This window comes from Pseudoalteromonas piscicida, assembly GCF_002744175.1.
In the GTDB taxonomy this organism is placed as follows: Bacteria; Pseudomonadota; Gammaproteobacteria; order Enterobacterales; family Alteromonadaceae; genus Pseudoalteromonas; species Pseudoalteromonas piscicida_B.
Map to the genome: position 1 here is coordinate 25822 of NZ_NKHF01000025.1, position 17611 is coordinate 43432.

The 17611-nt window shown below is 42.5% G+C and carries 12 protein-coding genes and 1 pseudogene; 8 read left to right on the plus strand and 5 right to left on the minus strand.

The annotated features are described in order from the left end of the window. The first annotated feature begins 114 nt into the window (after positions 1 to 114). A pseudogene (locus CEX98_RS05520) lies at positions 115 to 2999 on the plus strand (insulinase family protein). A 174-nt stretch (positions 3000 to 3173) separates the two neighbouring features. Then, positions 3174 to 3683, plus strand: coding sequence for a GNAT family N-acetyltransferase (locus CEX98_RS05525; protein WP_099641115.1), 510 nt, complete (start codon positions 3174 to 3176; stop codon positions 3681 to 3683). On the opposite strand, the gene CEX98_RS05530 is transcribed toward CEX98_RS05525, so the two are convergent. The 4 genes from CEX98_RS05530 to CEX98_RS05545 are packed head-to-tail and all read right to left on the minus strand — an operon-like array spanning position 3678 to position 7959. After that, positions 3678 to 4259: a PqiC family protein gene (locus tag CEX98_RS05530; RefSeq protein ID WP_099641116.1), complete on the minus strand. Its 582-nt coding sequence runs from the start codon at positions 4257 to 4259 to the stop codon at positions 3678 to 3680. The two genes, CEX98_RS05525 and CEX98_RS05530, sit on opposite strands and share 6 nt — an antisense overlap. Then, positions 4256 to 5914 (minus strand): intermembrane transport protein PqiB, encoded by a 1659-nt coding sequence (pqiB, locus tag CEX98_RS05535; protein WP_099641117.1) that lies wholly within the window; start codon positions 5912 to 5914, stop codon positions 4256 to 4258. Before pqiB ends, CEX98_RS05530 begins: the two co-directional genes overlap by 4 nt. Continuing rightward, entirely contained in the window at positions 5911 to 7104 is a 1194-nt protein-coding gene (locus tag CEX98_RS05540) for a PqiA/YebS family transporter subunit (protein ID WP_099641118.1), read from the minus strand. The genes pqiB and CEX98_RS05540 overlap by 4 nt, the downstream gene beginning before the upstream one ends. A gap of 60 nt (positions 7105 to 7164) precedes the next feature. Further along, positions 7165 to 7959, minus strand: coding sequence for a thioesterase family protein (locus CEX98_RS05545; RefSeq protein ID WP_099641119.1), 795 nt, complete (start codon positions 7957 to 7959; stop codon positions 7165 to 7167). A gap of 262 nt (positions 7960 to 8221) precedes the next feature. On the opposite strand from CEX98_RS05545, the gene dnaK reads away from it, so the two are divergent. Together dnaK and dnaJ are read left to right on the plus strand one after the other, a co-directional pair. Further along, on the plus strand, positions 8222 to 10144 hold the full coding sequence (gene dnaK, locus CEX98_RS05550; RefSeq protein WP_099641120.1) for a molecular chaperone DnaK: 1923 nt from the start codon (positions 8222 to 8224) through the stop codon (positions 10142 to 10144). A 153-nt stretch (positions 10145 to 10297) separates the two neighbouring features. Next, positions 10298 to 11434, plus strand: coding sequence for a molecular chaperone DnaJ (gene dnaJ, locus CEX98_RS05555; protein WP_099641121.1), 1137 nt, complete (start codon positions 10298 to 10300; stop codon positions 11432 to 11434). An 81-nt stretch (positions 11435 to 11515) separates the two neighbouring features. Here dnaJ and CEX98_RS05560 read toward each other — a convergent pair whose 3' ends face one another. Beyond that, positions 11516 to 11740, minus strand: coding sequence for a hypothetical protein (locus CEX98_RS05560; protein WP_099641122.1), 225 nt, complete (start codon positions 11738 to 11740; stop codon positions 11516 to 11518). Between the two features lie 779 nt (positions 11741 to 12519). On the opposite strand from CEX98_RS05560, the gene ybaK reads away from it, so the two are divergent. The 4 genes from ybaK (at position 12520) to CEX98_RS05580 (ending at position 17558) form a co-directional block, all read left to right on the plus strand. After that, entirely contained in the window at positions 12520 to 12978 is a 459-nt protein-coding gene (gene ybaK, locus CEX98_RS05565; RefSeq protein WP_099641123.1) for a Cys-tRNA(Pro) deacylase, read from the plus strand. 276 nt (positions 12979 to 13254) lie between these two features. Beyond that, a complete protein-coding gene (locus CEX98_RS05570) occupies positions 13255 to 15510 on the plus strand; it encodes an acyl-CoA dehydrogenase (RefSeq protein ID WP_099641124.1) in 2256 nt (751 codons plus the stop codon). A 275-nt stretch (positions 15511 to 15785) separates the two neighbouring features. After that, positions 15786 to 16724, plus strand: a complete 939-nt coding sequence (locus tag CEX98_RS05575; protein WP_099641125.1) for a kinase — start codon at positions 15786 to 15788, stop codon at positions 16722 to 16724. 3 nt (positions 16725 to 16727) lie between these two features. Further along, positions 16728 to 17558, plus strand: coding sequence for an EamA family transporter (locus CEX98_RS05580; RefSeq protein ID WP_099641126.1), 831 nt, complete (start codon positions 16728 to 16730; stop codon positions 17556 to 17558). The last annotated feature ends 53 nt before the right edge of the window (positions 17559 to 17611 follow it).

Genomic DNA, 17611 nt, shown 5'->3' on the forward strand with positions numbered 1-17611 from the left:
CTCCTCAATTTACGAAGTGTTACAAAACAAAAATTTCCAATATTGAAAAATGGCTTTGGAATGACGATGATAGTGTGATTCAAAAAAGCATTTATCACAATAATGGATTGTTCTATGAAAAAGCTATTCGCAATTAGTGCGCTTACCTTAGCCGTTTTGACTGGGTGTAATAGCACTTCTTCACTTATACATCCTGACGCTTCACAAAACTTACTATCCGACCAACTCGTCGTCAGTCCTAATGATGATAGACAATACCAAACTTTGACCTTAGAAAATGGTATCGAGGTGATTTTAGTCTCAGATCCATCTGTATCAAAATCTGCTGCGGCGCTGAGTGTTGGTGTCGGCCTACTGCACGACCCTATGTCTCAACAAGGCATGGCACATTATCTTGAGCATATGCTATTTCTAGGTACTGAGAAATACCCAGACAGCAAAGGGTACTCAGACTTTATGACCAAAAATGGCGGGGCGCATAACGCTTACACTTGGCTAGATATTACCAACTATATGTTCAAAGTGAATAATGACGCCTATGATGAAGCATTAGACAGATTTTCCGACTTCTTCAAATCACCTAAATTGTATCCCGAGTATACCGAGAAAGAAAAAAATGCGGTTAACGCAGAATGGTCGATGCGCAGAGAGATGGACTTCTTCGGCAATTTAAATTGGCGAGAAACATGATGGGGGCGCACCCTGCTAACCGCTTCCTGATCGGTAACCTTGAAACCTTAGGTGATAAGCCTGAGAGTAAACTACATCAAGAAACCGTAGACTTTTACAATAAATATTATTCCTCTAACATCATGAAGTTGGCCATGATCTCAAATGAGCCAATAGAGCAGATGGTAGCTAAAGCCAAAAAACATTTCACTTCGATTAAAAACAAAAACATTGAAAAGCCAACAGTCAAACAAGCGTTGAACTTTGATAATGTCGGCAAAAAGCTCGTTCACTATAAACCCAACGAAGATGTGAAAACGCTACAACTTGATTTCACAATCAAGAACAATGCCACAGAATTTGCGGTGAAGCCGAATTACTTCATCACTTATTTGTTAAGTAATGAAATGGCGGGAAGTCCTGCACAAGTATTGAAAGAGCAGGGGTTGATTTCCTCATTAAGTGCATTTGCAACGCCTAACAGCTATGGTAACTACGGTACGCTGCAAATCGATATTCAGTTAACGGATGAGGGCATGAAGCAACGTGAACTGATCACGGGCACCGTGTTGGATTATATCGACATGATCCGAGGCAAAGGTGTAGACAGTCGCTACTTTAAGGAAATTCAAACTTCACTAAATAATCAATTTAGGTTCTTGGAAAAAGGCGATGAATTTGGTTATGTGAGTAACTTAGCTGATAGTATGCAGCATTACCCCTTAAACCATGCGATTAATGCCGGTTATTACTATGCGCAGTTTGATGCAGAAGCGGTAAATGCGGTGTTAGACCAACTCACACCAGAACAAATGCGAGTTTGGTATATTAGTAAAGATGAGCCAACCAACGCAAAACTACACTTTTATGATGGTGAATATCAGGTTGTTGACTTAAAACGCGACGACTTTGATAAATGGAAAGACGCGGCTAACTTCGACTTAGCACTTCCGAGTGTCAATACCTTGTTACCAGAGAATTTTGCCCTAAAAACGTCCGCTGGAGATGCCGAAAATGGCGTGCAGAAGGTGATTGACAGTGAAGGGGTCAAGATTTGGCATGCCGCCAGCGAGCGCTTTTATGAGCAACCTAAAGGCAGCTTAAAAATCTATGTGAACAACCCCGAGCCACTAAAAGATATCAAAACAGAAGTGGCACTGGCGATATGGGCTGATCTGTATCGATTGGATAAAGCCAAACTGATGACAGAAGCCAGTGTTGCTGGAATGAATTTAGGATTTACGCCGGCCAATGGTGTGATGTTAGATATCTCAGGCTTTACTGATAAACAAGCGTTGTTGTTAAAAGATGCGTTATCCGGCATTCGAGTCAGCACCAGTCAGCGCGCTTTTGAGCAAGCGATTGACCGTTACGTGCGTGGGATCCAAAATCAGGCTAAAGAGTTTCCATTTAGACAAGCATTTGGTGTTTATCAAAAGCTGATCCGCTCCGGCAGTTATGATGACTCAGCTTTGGTTGCAACGGCAAAGTCATTGACAGTTGATGATTTAGAAGCGGTTCAAAATCAGGTGCTTAATAATAACCAGATCCGTGTGTTTGCATACGGAAACTATGACAAAGCCGATCTAGAAACCTTGCGCGAAACGCTTGATAGTAGTTTGCCCAAACGCCAGAAAACTACCGAATACGCTCGTGCTAAATACTGGCAGCCAGAGCAGCAACAAACACTGGTTTGGCAACAAGACATTGATGTTGCTGATGTGGCTGTGATTGACTTCGCAGTTCATCCTGTAAAAGGTTATGCGCAAAAGGCGGCTGCAATGGTGCTTCAAGGTCATCTTAGAACCGCGGCATTTGAACGGTTAAGAACAGAAGAGCAGTTGGCGTATGCGGTTGGTGCAACCAGTGTGGCTATTGACGAGTATTCAGCGCTGGGCTTTTATATCCAGACACCGGTAAAAGACGCAAAAAGCATGCAAGCCCGATTTGATGCTTACAAATTGGAATATGCTAAGGAGCTTGAAACGCTAGACCAAGCCACCTTTGCGCAACTGAAAAACGCAGTACTGGTGTCACTGACTGAAGAGCCAAAGAATTTATCTGAGGAGTTACAGCCTCTGCTTGGTGATTGGTTCAAAGAAAATATGGCATTTGATTCAAAGGCGAAGCTGATCGCGGCAGTAGAAGTTGTCACTTTAGATGATGTGAAAGCTTATTATCAACAAACCGTGATGAACCAAGATGCGGCGCGATTAAATATCCAGCTTCGTGGTGCTAAGTTCCAATCTGAACCGTTTGCGGATCTTCCTAAGCAAACCAAGATAGACTCTTTGGAACAAATGTACAAACAGGTTAAGCTTCAGCCATAAAGGGTGATTATCCAAATAGATTAAGCTGCGTTTTACGTAACAACTAGACTAAATTATTTTCTAATCGTAACTCTGCCGTTTAAGTTTATTTAAAAGCTGGTTTGGACTTGTTCTGCCAGCTTTTTTGTTTCTATAGACTCTGTGGTATAACATCAAAAACGTGAAGGGGGCATAATGGTTGTTGCTGAGGGAAAACGAGTCTATTTGAGAAAAGCTGATTTAAATGACGCAGGTTTCATGCTGAGCTTGCTAAATCAACGCAGCTTTATCGATAATATTAGGGATAAAGAAATAAAAACTCATGCTCAGGCTCAAGAGCATATCGCACATGCTTACCTTATTCCTTACCAAATTGGTGCGCCTGCGCCTTATATAGTGGTAGAAGCCAGTAGCAATACCTGCATTGGCGTATGTGGACTCTATCAGCGAGCTTTTCTTAACTATCCAGATCTTGGTTATGCATTTATAGACCGGTTTACAGGTAAAGGCTATGCCCTTGAAGCTGCTCAGGCGCTCATTGAGCACAGTAAAAGTAGCGGCGAATACAGTAAACTCACAGCAATCACATTAGAGAGCAATACTTCTAGCGTAAAGTTGCTGAATAAAATCGGATTCAACCGGCTTGGCAAAATCATCATAGATGATAAATATAAGCCGGTGTTAGCGTTTGAATATCGGTTATAATTGCTGAGCGATTTGTGTACTTAACTGGGTAAAGTTTTTCTGGTGTGCAGACACTAATGCACTAAAGCCATCCTGCTCAAGCGCTGACTCAAAGTGAAACGGCTGTACTTTTGTCAATTGGTAATTGCCTGTTTGATAGGAATATAAGTACCAAGTGCCGCTGAGTATCGCGCCTTTTTCGTAGTGACCGGCAAATTCGTTGACTTCAACAACAAGCCGTTGATGTGCTTGGTTGTTACGATAAAACTTATCGCTTTTTATCGCGGTTGTTCGGCTTTTGGCATTGACTGTATTAATCAAATTCCAGGTTAGCATGTCGGAGGGGGGCTGAGCCCACAAATGAAAATTGGCAATATGCACTTGGTTATTTGGTTGAAACTGCACTAACGCCTGTTGATTAAACAACTCGGTTAATTGCACTTTATCAACAAGCACAATCTCACTGTTTGCCACTTCTTGTGTTTGTTTTGCTACTTGTTCTTTATTCAATTGATAGTAATTAATTGGCTGCGGTGAGTTAGTGACGCAGCCCGACAACAGCAATAAAAGCGCTAAAGTGGCAAAACGAACGATCATTTGTTTTTCCTTGGTAGCGGATCTGCTTCACTTTCTTTATTGAAAATCAGCATGTTAGGTTGCTCGTTTAATCCTTTAGAGACCGGCTTTAAACGATTGGACAAACTTTCAATTTCTTCTAGCGTGTTGCTCAGTTGGTCCATTACACCAGAGCCTTTTTGATACTGTGTCATGGTTTGTTCAAACTGCTTTAAGCTCGAGGTTAACTGATTAAGTGTATCTTTTAGGCTGGTTAAATTGCCACCAACTTTATCAGTGATTTTATTATTATTGATCGATTCTACGAGTTGATTCATTTCCATTGCTAGTAACCTGTGTTGCTTAAGAGCCCCCCCTAATTCCTTAACAGTTGTTTCAAGAGGTAACCCGTTTAATTTGTTTAATAAGCTAGTGACTTGTTCAGAAAGTGCTGTGATCCCACTGGATACACTGGGTAAAACTGGGTAGATAGTGGACTTTTCAGAACTTACTACCTCAGCACTTGGATAAAAGTCTAGCTCTATATATACCGCACCTGTTAACAAATTGCCACTTTTTAGTGACGCTCTAAGTCCATTACTAATCCATTTGTCTATGTTCTCAGTCCAGTAGCTTTGTGCAAGTTCTGCATCTTCATAGATCCGACCATACTCTATTTTAACGAGTACCGGGACGGAAGTATTGTTTTGTTGAAAATACAAAGGTCTATCGTCGCTTACACCTGTCGCTGGTACTTGCTCAATAGTGCCTATTCTCATCCCTCGATACTCGATCGGTGCGCCCGCTTTTAATCCGCGAATAGATTGTTCAAACTCGACGAGGTAATAGTCAAAGTGATCAAAGCGTCGCTCCAGAGCCATGGCAAAATTCTTGTGCAGCGCATATGTTTTGTTTTCAGTAGAGATCTTACCACTTGGCATAGAGGGTGGGTAGTCTACAGAGATACCGCCTTTGATCATTTTTGCCAGTGAACCTGTGGATACCTCAACACCTTCGGTTGATAATTTAAAGTCAATGCCAGAGCTTATCCAAAAAATCGCATTGTCTGTGATAAGCTTGTCATAGGGAGAGTAGATAAAAATGCCGTACTCCATTTTTAAGCTTTCAACGCTGAAATGAGCCGACTCAATTTGACCAATCTTAAAGTTTCTAAAAAATATGCTTGAGCCGACATCGAGCACTTCAGCATCCGATGCCACCAATTGATACCGTTTACCTTCTACCTCAGAACCGATTAATGCGGGCTCATCCATTAAGGTGAATATGCTCGAGCGGGTGTTTGCCTCTCCTGGAGAGAGCTCAATGTAGACGCCAGACAGTAGCGTGTTCATTCCTGAAATTCCTGATTCATCAATCCTAGGTTTAACAACCCAAAATGAAGAGTCTTCAGCCAGCAAATCTCGGTATGGTTGCAGGATCCTGACTTTGGCGACCACCGCGTTTTGATTGAGTTCTAACTTTAGAGATTCTACTAAACCAACCTTAACGCTTTTTACTCGGACTTCTGTTTTACCTGCAATAATTCCGTCTGCATCGGTCATCTTTATAAAAATGGTGTGACCCTTATTGGCTTGATGTTGATATAACATCCACCCAGTAATGAGCAACGCGATGACAGGAATTATCCATATTACTGAAAACTTTGGTTTGTCTTCGATATCGGCTTGAGTAGTCATTGATTATTTTTATCCCACAATAATCTTGGATCAAAACTATTAACGGCTGCGATTTGGCAAAGCACCATTAATGTAAAAAATACGATGCCAATTTCTGGTTCAACATTCAGTACCGTTCCTAGTTGTACTAAAGAAACCAAAATAATGACAACAAAAACGTCAATCATTGACCAACGTCCAATAAATTCAAGTAGTCGATACACCTTTGTCGCTCTAATCGGCTCCTTGGGTATTTTGACTCGTATAAGTAAGTAGCTCAATAGTAACGCTTTTATGATAGGAATACATATGCTAGCGAGAAAAATAAGCGTTGCTACAGGGTAGGAGCCATCTTCCCAAAGAACCTGAACACCCGTAAAAATAGTTGCCGGAGTATGCAGGCCAAGACTAATGGTATCCATAATTGGAAGAAAATTAGCTGGGACCAGCAACACAACGCTGGTAAGCATCCAAGCAAGGCTTTTTTGTGCCGACTGAGATTTTCGGTATTTAAGCTTTGCATAACAGCGCTGACATTGTTCACCTTCACCCAAAAAGCCACAAACTTTGCAGCGCTTCAGTGCAGCTGATAATACGCTTGGTTCACTTAAGTGCTGATTGCATTGAGTTTGATTACGCCACATATACTCGTGATCAAAAAGTGATAGGGCTTCAATAAAGCAAAGCACAAACAAGATATATGCCCAAAACCCTAAGCCCATTTCGAGCTCAGCAAACGACATTAGCTTAAACGCACTTACCAACACGGCTACTAAGAAGATGTCCGTCAGATTCAGTGGCTTTAGAGCTGAAAGGAGTTTAGCTAGGTGTCTGGCGTTATGCGCGTTGATAGCTTGCCAATACTCAGTGTGGGCTAGGAACAATAAAAAGCAAACCGCTACAGGCATCAACAAAATAGTAAACGCAAATAAACCGGCTAGAAAAAAACTATAGTGATCAGCAAGTAATACCAATGCTTGCCACAGACTGACGACTTGAGTCATGCCATGTTGGGTGTAGGATATAAAATCGGGAAATAAACTGGCGCACAAAAACAGCAGTGCCGAAAAGCTAAAAGCCTGTATTAATTGATTGTGATGGCCTTGGACGTGACAAAGCACACAACGACAATTTGGGCACACCGCCCGTTTTTGGGGCGTGATAGAATCGATAGTGACTAGCGTATCGCATTCGGGGCAAGCTGTTATCACATAAAAATCCGCTGATTTCCTTTGTTGTTAGTTTGCTTGATGTGTCCAAATTTATCAATATTAATCAAATACTGCGACAGTTTGACGACTGAGTGCCAATAGTTGGCCATCTTGAGACCATATCTTTGCATCTTCAATACCATAGCCATTTTGACTGTGGTGCGTAATCGCCTCAAATCCGAGCCAAGTTTGGGCATCAAGTGCAATATCTGAAAGAAATTCTATATACCATGACATACTGCTTGCGGGACTCGGCGCCTTACACATTTGCAGGAGTGTCGGCGGCCAAGCGTCGGCCAAAGCTAATGTATGCAATTCTGTTACTTTTTCTGCTTGGGTTTTAAACCGCATCCAACCACCTAAGTTAGAAGAAGGCGCGCCGGAAAAGGGGAGTGCACCTTGCTGCGCGTTTAACGCGACATGTTGAAAAAATGCCGGCATTACGCCTTCTTGATATGGCAAGATTGCGTTTGGATTGACTTCATTGAGCTTTGAGCATTCATTATTGGCGACTTTAATCGTAGAATCTCTGTCTTTACCAAAACAACCTATGGCAATTAAACACACTTGCCCGGCCTGAATTAACTGGGTTTGCATCTGCGTTGCACTTTTACCGCTACGTAGGATGCTGGTAGAAACGGTGAAAGGTGTACCTTCTAACAAAGGGCCAACAAAGTTTACGCTAACCGAAAGCAATCTACGTGGCTCATGCAGCTGGTGTTTCATGCTTTGAACCGCAATTGCCGCAGATAAACCACCAAAAGCAGTGCGGCCTTGGCACCAGTTATCTGGAAAGCACATTTGTGCCTCTGCTTGTGTTAAGCAATCAGACTGAATAATTTCATCAAACGTCATGTTGTCTTTTCTCATTATTATTTATATTACCGTTAGCATAACTGGTCTAACCAGGTAATCAAGATCAAAGTGCGTCAGATTTTAAACCGGATTTATTGAAAAATAGGCAATTTGAGGTGTTTTTTTAAGCGAAAAGTGCCCAAAGCAAAAAAATTTCAGTTTTTTTCAATTTTTTTTCGTTGTGACGCTTGAATTACAAATTGGCGACCTTATTTATCAAAACAACTAACTGAACAACGAATTTTGAAGTCGGAGATGATTCATGGGTAAAATTATTGGAATCGATTTAGGTACTACTAACTCTTGTGTAGCGGTACTTGATGGTGACAAGCCGCGCGTTATTGAAAATGCTGAGGGCGACCGCACTACTCCTTCTGTTATTGCATTTACAGATGATGGTGAAACACTAGTAGGTCAGCCAGCGAAACGCCAGGCAGTGACTAACCCTAAAAATACACTTTATGCGATCAAGCGTCTAATTGGTCGTCGTTTTGAAGATGAAGAAGTACAGCGTGACCTAAACATCATGCCTTTCAACATCGTAAAAGCGGACAACGGCGACGCATGGGTTGAAGTACGTGGTGAAAAGAGAGCTGCACCGCAGATCTCAGCTGAAGTTCTTAAAAAAATGAAGAAAACAGCTGAAGATTTCCTTGGTGAAACAGTAACTGAAGCAGTTATCACAGTTCCTGCATATTTCAACGATTCACAGCGTCAAGCAACAAAAGATGCTGGTCGTATTGCAGGTCTTGAAGTTAAGCGTATTATCAACGAGCCAACAGCTGCAGCACTTGCTTACGGCATGGACAAAAAACAAGGTGACAACGTTGTTGCGGTATATGACTTAGGTGGTGGTACATTCGATATCTCAATCATCGAGATTGATGAAGTTGAAGGCGAGCACACCTTTGAGGTATTAGCGACTAACGGTGACACTCACTTAGGTGGTGAAGACTTTGATAACCGTGTTATCAACTACCTAGTTGCTGAATTTAAGAAAGACCAAGGTATCGACCTGAAAACTGACCCGCTAGCGATGCAGCGTGTTAAAGAAGCGGCAGAAAAAGCGAAAATTGAGCTTTCATCTGCACAGCAAACTGAGGTGAACCTACCTTATGTAACTGCTGACGCGACAGGTCCTAAGCACATGAACGTGAAGCTAACTCGTGCAAAACTAGAGTCACTAGTTGAAGACTTAGTTGCGCAATCAATCGAGCCACTAAAACGTGCGCTAGCTGATGCTGACCTTTCTGTAAGCGACGTGAATGACATCATCCTAGTTGGTGGTCAAACACGTATGCCACTAGTACAGAAGAAAGTTGCAGAGTTCTTTGGTAAAGAGCCACGTAAAGACGTAAACCCTGATGAAGCGGTAGCAGTAGGTGCTGCAGTTCAAGGTGGTGTACTTGCAGGTGACGTGAAAGACGTTCTACTACTTGACGTTTGTCCTCTATCTCTAGGTATTGAGACTATGGGTCAAGTAATGACTGCGCTAATCGAGAAGAACACGACTATTCCTACTAAGAAGTCACAAACTTTCTCAACAGCAGAAGACAATCAGTCAGCAGTAACAATTCACGTACTACAAGGTGAGCGTAAGCGTTCAAGCGATAACAAATCACTAGGTCAATTTAACCTAGAAGGTATTCGCCCAGCGCAGCGTGGTGTGCCACAAATCGAAGTAACTTTTGATGTGGATGCGGACGGTATCTTACATGTGTCGGCGAAAGATAAAGACACAGGTAAAGAGCAGAAAATCACAATCCAAGCTTCTTCAGGTCTAAGCGATGATGAAGTTGAAAAAATGGTACGTGATGCGGAAGCAAACGCAGAAGAAGATAAAAAGTTTGAAGAGCTAGTTGGCGCTCGTAACCAAGCTGATGCACTTGTTCATGCTACACGCAAGCAAGTAGAAGAAGCGGGTGACGACCTTCCAGCTGACGACAAGACAGCAATTGAAGCTGCGCTTGGCGAGCTAGAGACGGCGATTAAGGGCGACAGCAAAGAAGAAATCGATGCTAAGACACAAGCACTAGCAGAGAAATCTCAAAAGCTTATGGAAATCGCTCAAGCAAAAGCGCAAGCTCAACAAGCTGGCGGTGATGCAGGTGCCCAACAAGATTCAGCAAAAAAAGACGATGACGTAGTTGACGCTGAATTTGAAGAAGTTAAAGACGACAAGTAATTGTAGGTCTTGAAGGAGGGCGCGCTGGCTGTATGGCTTGTCGCGCCCTACGTGTTTATAAATTAGACTGTTGTCTAGCATTAATTTGCAAGCGACAGGGCTCGGCAGAGTCTGCAACGACATAAGTTGCCAAGAAAGAGTAGTGTGATAAAAATGTCTAAACCTGACTATTATGAAGTATTAGGTGTTGCAAGAGACGCCAGTGAACGTGACATTAAAAAGGCGTACAAACGTCTTGCAATGAAGTATCACCCTGACCGTACTGCTGGTAACGCTGAACTCGAAGCAAAATTCAAAGAAGTAAAAGAAGCTTACGAGATATTGACTGATAGTCAAAAACGCCAGATGTATGATCAATACGGCCATGCAGCTTTCGAACAAGGCGGTGGTGCTGGTCATGGTGGATTTGGCGGTGCTGGCGACTTCGGCGATATTTTCGGGGACGTATTCGGTGATATCTTTGGTGGTGGCGGTGGCCGCCGTCAATCAAGACAACAGCGTGGTGCAGATTTAAGGTATAACCTAGAGTTAAGCCTAGAAGAAGCGGTACGAGGTAAAGAAGTTGACATCCAAGTACCTACTTGGGTGAGCTGTAAACCATGTGATGGCAGCGGTGCGAAAGCAGGTTCTAAGCCAAAAACTTGTACTACCTGTCATGGTGCTGGTCAAGTACAAATGCGTCAAGGTTTCTTTGCTGTGCAACAAACTTGTCCAACTTGTCAGGGTACAGGGCAGATTATCTCTGATCCTTGTAACAGCTGTCATGGACAAGGCCGCGTAGAAAAAACCAAGACCCTTAACGTTAAGATCCCTGCTGGAGTCGATACAGGCGATAGAGTGCGTTTATCAGGTGAAGGCGAAGCCGGTGTGCATGGTGCCCCTGCGGGCGACTTGTACGTACAAGTAAGTGTGAAAGAACACCCAATCTTTGTACGTGATGGCAACAACTTATACTGTGAAGTACCTATTAGCTTTACAACTGCAGCATTGGGTGGAGAGATTGAAGTACCAACCCTAGACGGCCGTGCAAAGCTGAAGATCCCATCAGAAAGTCAAACAGGCAAAATGTTCCGTATGCGTGGAAAAGGCGTGAAGTCTGTACGTAGCGGTGCAGTAGGGGACCTAATTTGTAAGGTTGTCCTTGAGACGCCAGTAAACTTGAACGAGCGTCAAAAAGAGCTTCTACAAGAGTTTGAAGAGTCTATGGGCGAAAACAACGGTAAAAATCGTCCAAAGGCACAAGGCTTTTTTGACGGCGTTAAAAAGTTTTTTGACGACTTAACTAAGTAACCTACGCCTAGAGCTGGGGAAGCTAGAGCTAGTTTCCTAGAGAAATGCCCACAAACTGTGGGCATTTTTTGTCTGAAGTTGCTATGGCTCGACAATAACAATATGCGTTGGTGCTTCTTTAACACAGTAGCAGATAGCACCACTTAGCTTGGTATGCACGCGCACTTGAGACGCTGAATTAAGGTGGGCACATTTCTGACTACATAGCTGAGCTGTTTCCCAGCGCTTGTATTCTTGGCATAACGCAAATACCAGTAGGTATAGCGCGAGTAGACAAAGTAAATATTTAGCTATCAAAGTTTTCATCACATTCCACCAAAATGACTAGATATTTCGTTACAGACGATATACCAATTAAACCTGAGGTTTGGATAAGAAATTAGCTAACTCATTGTCTTAAAAACACATTAAATAGCTTTCTTATCTAGCCAGAGAGTTTTTGGGGTAACTCCGCTCTTGCGTCCTGCTACCGCCTTGGTATCTATATCCTGTAGGAAAGGCGAATTTACACACCAATAGCTGGCTATTGGCAGTGAATTCAACGCAGTTAGCGCTAAAACTGGCTGCTAGAAAGGCATTAATTACCCGAAGTTCAGGTTATTAAGTAAAAAGGTATTATCTAGACCTGCTTGTTTGGTACTTACCAGTATAGACAAGATTGACATCTTGGTAGAAAGACGCATTAATAACAGTCCCCTTAAATACCAATTGAATTAATTCTCTAATCCATTTGAAGGGGGGAAATAGCACATTAGCGTCGATAAAAATGAACAACAAAATAACCTGAACTCGGGATAACAACTTGTTCTCTAGCAGCGGTTATTCCTTACTACTGCGTTAAATTTGCTTGCAATAGACTCGCTATTGACGCACAAATTTGCCTTGTATAAAGAAACAACTTCTGGCTAGAGTGGTATTACGTGTTTGAGTTTAGATATTTTAGTTGATTAACTAACTTCTTATCCCGAGTTCAGGGTAAATAGCAAAATTTTTGCCTAGCTACTAACGCTATTTCTTTGCTTCAAGTGGCTGATTTAATTAATATATTTGGTATAAACCGTAAAGCTAGTATAAAAGGATGGCAGATGACGCCCGCGATTAACCTACTAAAGAAGGCTAAAGTTGAATTTCAAATACTACAATTTGAACACGATCCTAACGATCACGACTTTGCTAATGAGGCTGCCAAAAAGCTTAACCTAGACCGAGAAAAGGTATTTAAAACACTGCTGATTGACGTTGATGGGAAATTGCATGTAGCCGTTTCTCCTGCGACGCAACAAGTGGATTTAAAAGCCTTTGCAAAAGCGTGTAAGGGGAAAAAAGCACAGCTTGCAGATCAACAGAACGCGCAAAAGGTAACCGGTTATTTAATTGGTGGTATAAGCCCGTTTGCGCAGAAAAAACAGCTGCCCACTTTACTTCACGAGAGTGCTTTAGCATATGAGCAAATTTATGTTAGTGCAGGCAAACGCGGAGTTGAAGTTGTTGTTTCACCGGCTACGATAGAGCAGCTATGCAAAGCAAAAATCGCACTGTTTTAATGGCAGTGCTGGTTTCAAAAACCATCTTGGTTATAGATAAAATGTCAGCCTAGAACTGCTAAGGCTGTCAAACCTCCTCGGTCACTCCTATTTTTCCTCTAAGAACAGTAATCTACTTTTTCGACTTACAGTTGTAAGCCATTAATTTCGCAGTCATTTATATTAACCAGTCGATAATTCAGTAAAAAAGCCGTTAAAAAGTTGGCTAGAGTAATTGATCTAAACGAATTTTTATGCCGTAATGTAGGTATATCTATCTGGTCGGATGAGTTAATTATGAGCCTAAGAACGAATTTAAGAAAGATCCTCCCAAGCATTTCAATCACAGAACAAGAAGCATTAGATGCAGGTGATGTTTGGTTAGAAGGGTCAATTTATCAAGGTAAGCCTGACTTTTCGGCGTTGCGAGCGGTGCCTGAAGCAAAGCTAAGCGCAGAAGAGCAAGCATTTTTAGAAGGTCCAGTTAAAGAATTAATGGGCATGATCGATGACTCAGAAATTCAAAATGGCAAACACCTGCCTGAGCATGTGCTTGAATTTTTGAAAAAAGAAAGATTCTTTTCTTTGATCATTCCAAAAGAATACGGCGGCCTTGAGTTTAGCCCTTATGCAAACTCAACAATTGTCGGTACGATTGCAACTAAGTCGTCTGCCGTTGCAGTAACCGTAATGGTGCCTAACTCGTTAGGCCCAGGTGAGCTTTTATTACATTATGGTACTAAAGAGCAGCAAGCACACTACCTTCCTCGCTTAGCAAATGGTCGTGACATTCCCTGTTTCGCGCTAACAAGCCCTGAAGCGGGCTCTGATGCCGGTGGCATTCCAGACCAAGGTATTGTTACAAAAGGCGTGCACAACGGTGAAGAAGTGCTGGGTCTAGAGATAACGTGGGACAAACGCTATATTACTCTTGCGCCTATCGCGACCGTTCTTGGTCTAGCATTTAAAGTGCTTGATCCAGAAGGCCTGCTTGGTGGTAAGAAAGAACTTGGTATTACCTGTGCGCTAATTCCGCATGACCATCCAGGTGTACAACTTGGTAATCGCCACGACCCGATGGGAATTCGTTTCTACAACGGTACAACTCGTGGTGAAAAAGTCTTTATCCCAATGGAATTTATTATTGGTGGTCAAAAGAATATCGGTCGTGGTTGGCAGATGTTAGTAAGCTGCCTAGGCGCTGGTCGTGGTATTTCACTACCTGCACTTGGCGTATCTACCAGCCAAGTGGCGTTAAAATCAGCATCTGAGTATGCTGCTGTACGCGAACAGTTTGGTCTGTCTATTGGTCAATTTGAAGGTATTCAGGAAAAGCTAGCGGATATCGCTGGTAAAGCATATCTTCAAGAAGCAATGCGAGTACTAACGACTGAAGGACTAGGCATGGGCCTTAAACCATCAGTAGTGACTGCGATTGCTAAATATCACATGACAGAAACGGGACGTGATGTGCTTGACTCTGCGATGGATATCTTAGCAGGTAAGGCTATCCAAAATGGTCCTCAAAATACTCTTGCGAGCGGTTATGTGGCGCAGCCTATAGCGATCACCGTAGAAGGTGCAAACATCCTTACCCGTAACTTGATGATCTTCGGCCAGGGCGTGATGCGTTGTCACCCATATTTGCAGTCGATGGTGGAGTCAATTCACAGCGAAGAGAAAGACGCAGACAGTAAGTTCCGTGGCATTCTAACTAAGACAGTTAGCTACAGTGTTGCAAATAGCCTTCGTGCATTTAAATATGGCTTGATGCCGTTCACAGCGGATGCAAAATCACCATTGCCAGAAGTACGTGCGTATGAAAAAGCAGCTCATAGATTAGCGGCTAAACTCGCGGTTTATGCAGACTTCTCGTTGCTTGTACTTGGTGGAAAACTGAAGCAAGCTGAAATGCTATCGGCACGTCTAGGAGATGTGATGAGCCACTTATATGCGGCGATGGCTTCAATTAAGTACTACGAGCAAAAAGTGGCGGTCGCTGAGCGTGAACAAGCTGCGCCGTATTTCCACTATGCGACAAGACACGCACTGACTAGCGCAGAAGAAGCACTACATAAGTTCTTAGATAACTTCCCTGCAAGTGGAACTCGCAAGTTTATGCGTGTGATCACCATGCAATTTAGTGGAAAGCAAATGCCTAAGATTAATGATGACATGATCAGAGAGTTGGCTGCGGCGGCGCAAATGGACACACCATTTAAGGCACAACTTACCCACCTTGTGAAGCCTACTGCGGGTGACGGTCATGATATTAATGAACAAGCCTACAAAGCTAAAATGGGTTGTCTAGAACTACTCGCTAAAGTTAAAAAGGCTGTGCGCAAGCGTGAAATTCAACCAGGCGTTCGCTTTGAGCAAACCCTTGATAACGCATTGGTTGGTAATCTTATCAGCGAAGAAGAATACGCAAAATTGGTTGATTACAATCGTAAGCGCGAAAAAGCCATTCGCGTGGATGAATTTGACTTCGATTTAAACTTACTAAATGAGCAGACTGCAAAAGAAACCGTTAAGCAAGCTGTAAATGAATAAGTTAAAATTCTAACTTAAATTAAAAGTAAAAACCCTTAACCGTTTGGTTAAGGGTTTTTTCATGTTGGGTAAAGATAATAACACCAGCTATAATTATTCGCAGCTTAGGTTAATTACTAATTACTAACCACTGTAGAACGGTTTGCTTATTGTGAGAAGTAAGCAAAGGGTTGTACTGTGTTGAAATAACTTGAACTGGAACTTGGCTGATGAATTTCACTGAATCAGCTAATTCACCACTAGGTTCAAGTTAGATAACAAAAAGGTGTAACACAGTGAAAATAAGTATTCCAATTGACGTCATTTCTGCGCCTATGTCATCGCAGCAAAACCAACAGCTTTGGAGTGGTTGTGGTGATATGTTGTTTATTAATCACGATGTTGGCAAGCTTGCTATAAAGCGCACAAAAGTGCCCGAGCAACTTGAACATAAGCGGATAGAGCAGTCGATGACTGCCATGCAGCGTAAACGTCGCTCTTATGAAGTTGAGCGACACTTTTATAAATATCATGCCTGCGAATTGATCCCTCCTTGTAATACTGCGAGTTATTTAGGCGAAGGGGGAGTCAATGACATGAATTACATTGTGTTTCGAGACTTTTCTAGTCAAGGTTTTGAACAGGTTGATACACCTACGGAAACACAAATATTGGCGGTGATTGGCTGGTTAGCAAAATTTCATGCTCACTTTCTACAAAGCCCTACAGAGCATGTTTGGGAGCAGGGTAATTATTGGAACCTTGATACCCGCCCAGATGAGTTTGCCAGAATGCAAGCAGGCAGTATAAAGCAGGCAGCGTCACTCTTCAGTAATAAAATTAAACAGAGCCGTTGGCAAACTTGGGTGCACGGCGACGCTAAAATTGCGAATTTTGCCTTTCATGATGACCAAGCACTAGGTTTTGATTTTCAGTATGTGGGCAAGGGAGTGGGCGTATCTGACTTAATGCTATTTATTACGTCAATTCTAGATGAACAAGCTCAGCTACTCCACGCTGATGAATATTTAAAATTATATTTAGATATGCTCAGAATTGAGCTACTTGGAAAAGTAGCGTCAATCGACATTGCTCAATTGCTTAGTGAATGGGAATCGCTATGGCCCGTGGTGTGGGCGGACTTTTATCGGTTTTTATTGGGCTGGAAGCCTGATCACGCTAAAATCAATGACTATATGAAATTTCAAACAGAAATTGCACTACAACAAGGATAATAGATGGCGATTGCCTTATTCAGTGCTTTACATTGGGCTGTATTTGATTTTTTACGAAAAAGGCTAGCAAGTTACTATTCAGCCGCGCAGATGTCGGTAATATTTAGCCTACTGGTTTTACCGGCCTATGTAGGTTATTGGCTTGTTGCAGACAAACAACTGCCAAATAGCGATTATCTTACCCCGGCAATAGCCAGTGGTATTCTCGCCGCTATCGGCAGTGTTAACTTTATTCAGGCGCTCGCGCTTGGCAGAATGGCGGTGATCCTTCCGCTTTTATCTGTTACGCCTGCCCTTGCTGGCGTTTTTGCATGGTTACTACTTGGTGAGCCACTAACAGTTTTGCAAGCTTGCCTCATTGCAGTGATTGTTGCTGCCTCTTTTTTATTGCAAGGAGGTCGGTTTTCATTTCAAGAGCCCGGTGCTAAGCAAGTAGCTATTACTTCCGTTTGCTGGGGGCTTTGCATCGTATTCGATAAACAAGCTTTGCAATATAGTTCACTTTCATTTCATGCTGGCTTTTTGACTTTTATGGTTTTTGTTGTCAATTTCATCTGCTTGCGGCCACAATTTAAACGCCAAAACTTCAAACGCCATGGCTGGCTTTGGGTATTATCTTCACTGGTTTTTGCAGCCGCAGTGATCTCGCAAATGCAAGCGCTCACAGAGATCCAACCTGGGCTGGTTGAAGGATTAAAAAGGGCCATAGGGATTGTAAGTGCAAGTATGCTTGGGATGTGGTTTTTTAAAGAAGCGATTTCCCGCAGAGAATGGCTGATGATTATGGTGATCTTGCTTAGTAGCGCAATGTTAGCCATAAATAGTGGCGCATGAGCGCCACTATAAATCCTTCTGTCAATAACACCTGAAAAAGAGCAAGTGTTAAG

Excerpts from the sequence above, each read along its gene's own strand:
- CEX98_RS05525 (WP_099641115.1), top strand. The coding sequence starts at position 3,174 with ATGGTTGTTGCTGAGGGAAAACGAGTCTATTTGAGAAAAGCTGATTTA.
- CEX98_RS05530 (WP_099641116.1), bottom strand. The coding sequence starts at position 4,259 with ATGATCGTTCGTTTTGCCACTTTAGCGCTTTTATTGCTGTTGTCGGGC.
- pqiB (WP_099641117.1), bottom strand. The coding sequence starts at position 5,914 with ATGACTACTCAAGCCGATATCGAAGACAAACCAAAGTTTTCAGTAATA.
- CEX98_RS05545 (WP_099641119.1), bottom strand. The coding sequence starts at position 7,959 with ATGACGTTTGATGAAATTATTCAGTCTGATTGCTTAACACAAGCAGAG.
- dnaK (WP_099641120.1), top strand. The coding sequence starts at position 8,222 with ATGGGTAAAATTATTGGAATCGATTTAGGTACTACTAACTCTTGTGTA.
- dnaJ (WP_099641121.1), top strand. The coding sequence starts at position 10,298 with ATGTCTAAACCTGACTATTATGAAGTATTAGGTGTTGCAAGAGACGCC.
- CEX98_RS05560 (WP_099641122.1), bottom strand. The coding sequence starts at position 11,740 with ATGAAAACTTTGATAGCTAAATATTTACTTTGTCTACTCGCGCTATAC.
- ybaK (WP_099641123.1), top strand. The coding sequence starts at position 12,520 with ATGACGCCCGCGATTAACCTACTAAAGAAGGCTAAAGTTGAATTTCAA.
- CEX98_RS05570 (WP_099641124.1), top strand. The coding sequence starts at position 13,255 with ATGAGCCTAAGAACGAATTTAAGAAAGATCCTCCCAAGCATTTCAATC.
- CEX98_RS05580 (WP_099641126.1), top strand. The coding sequence starts at position 16,728 with ATGGCGATTGCCTTATTCAGTGCTTTACATTGGGCTGTATTTGATTTT.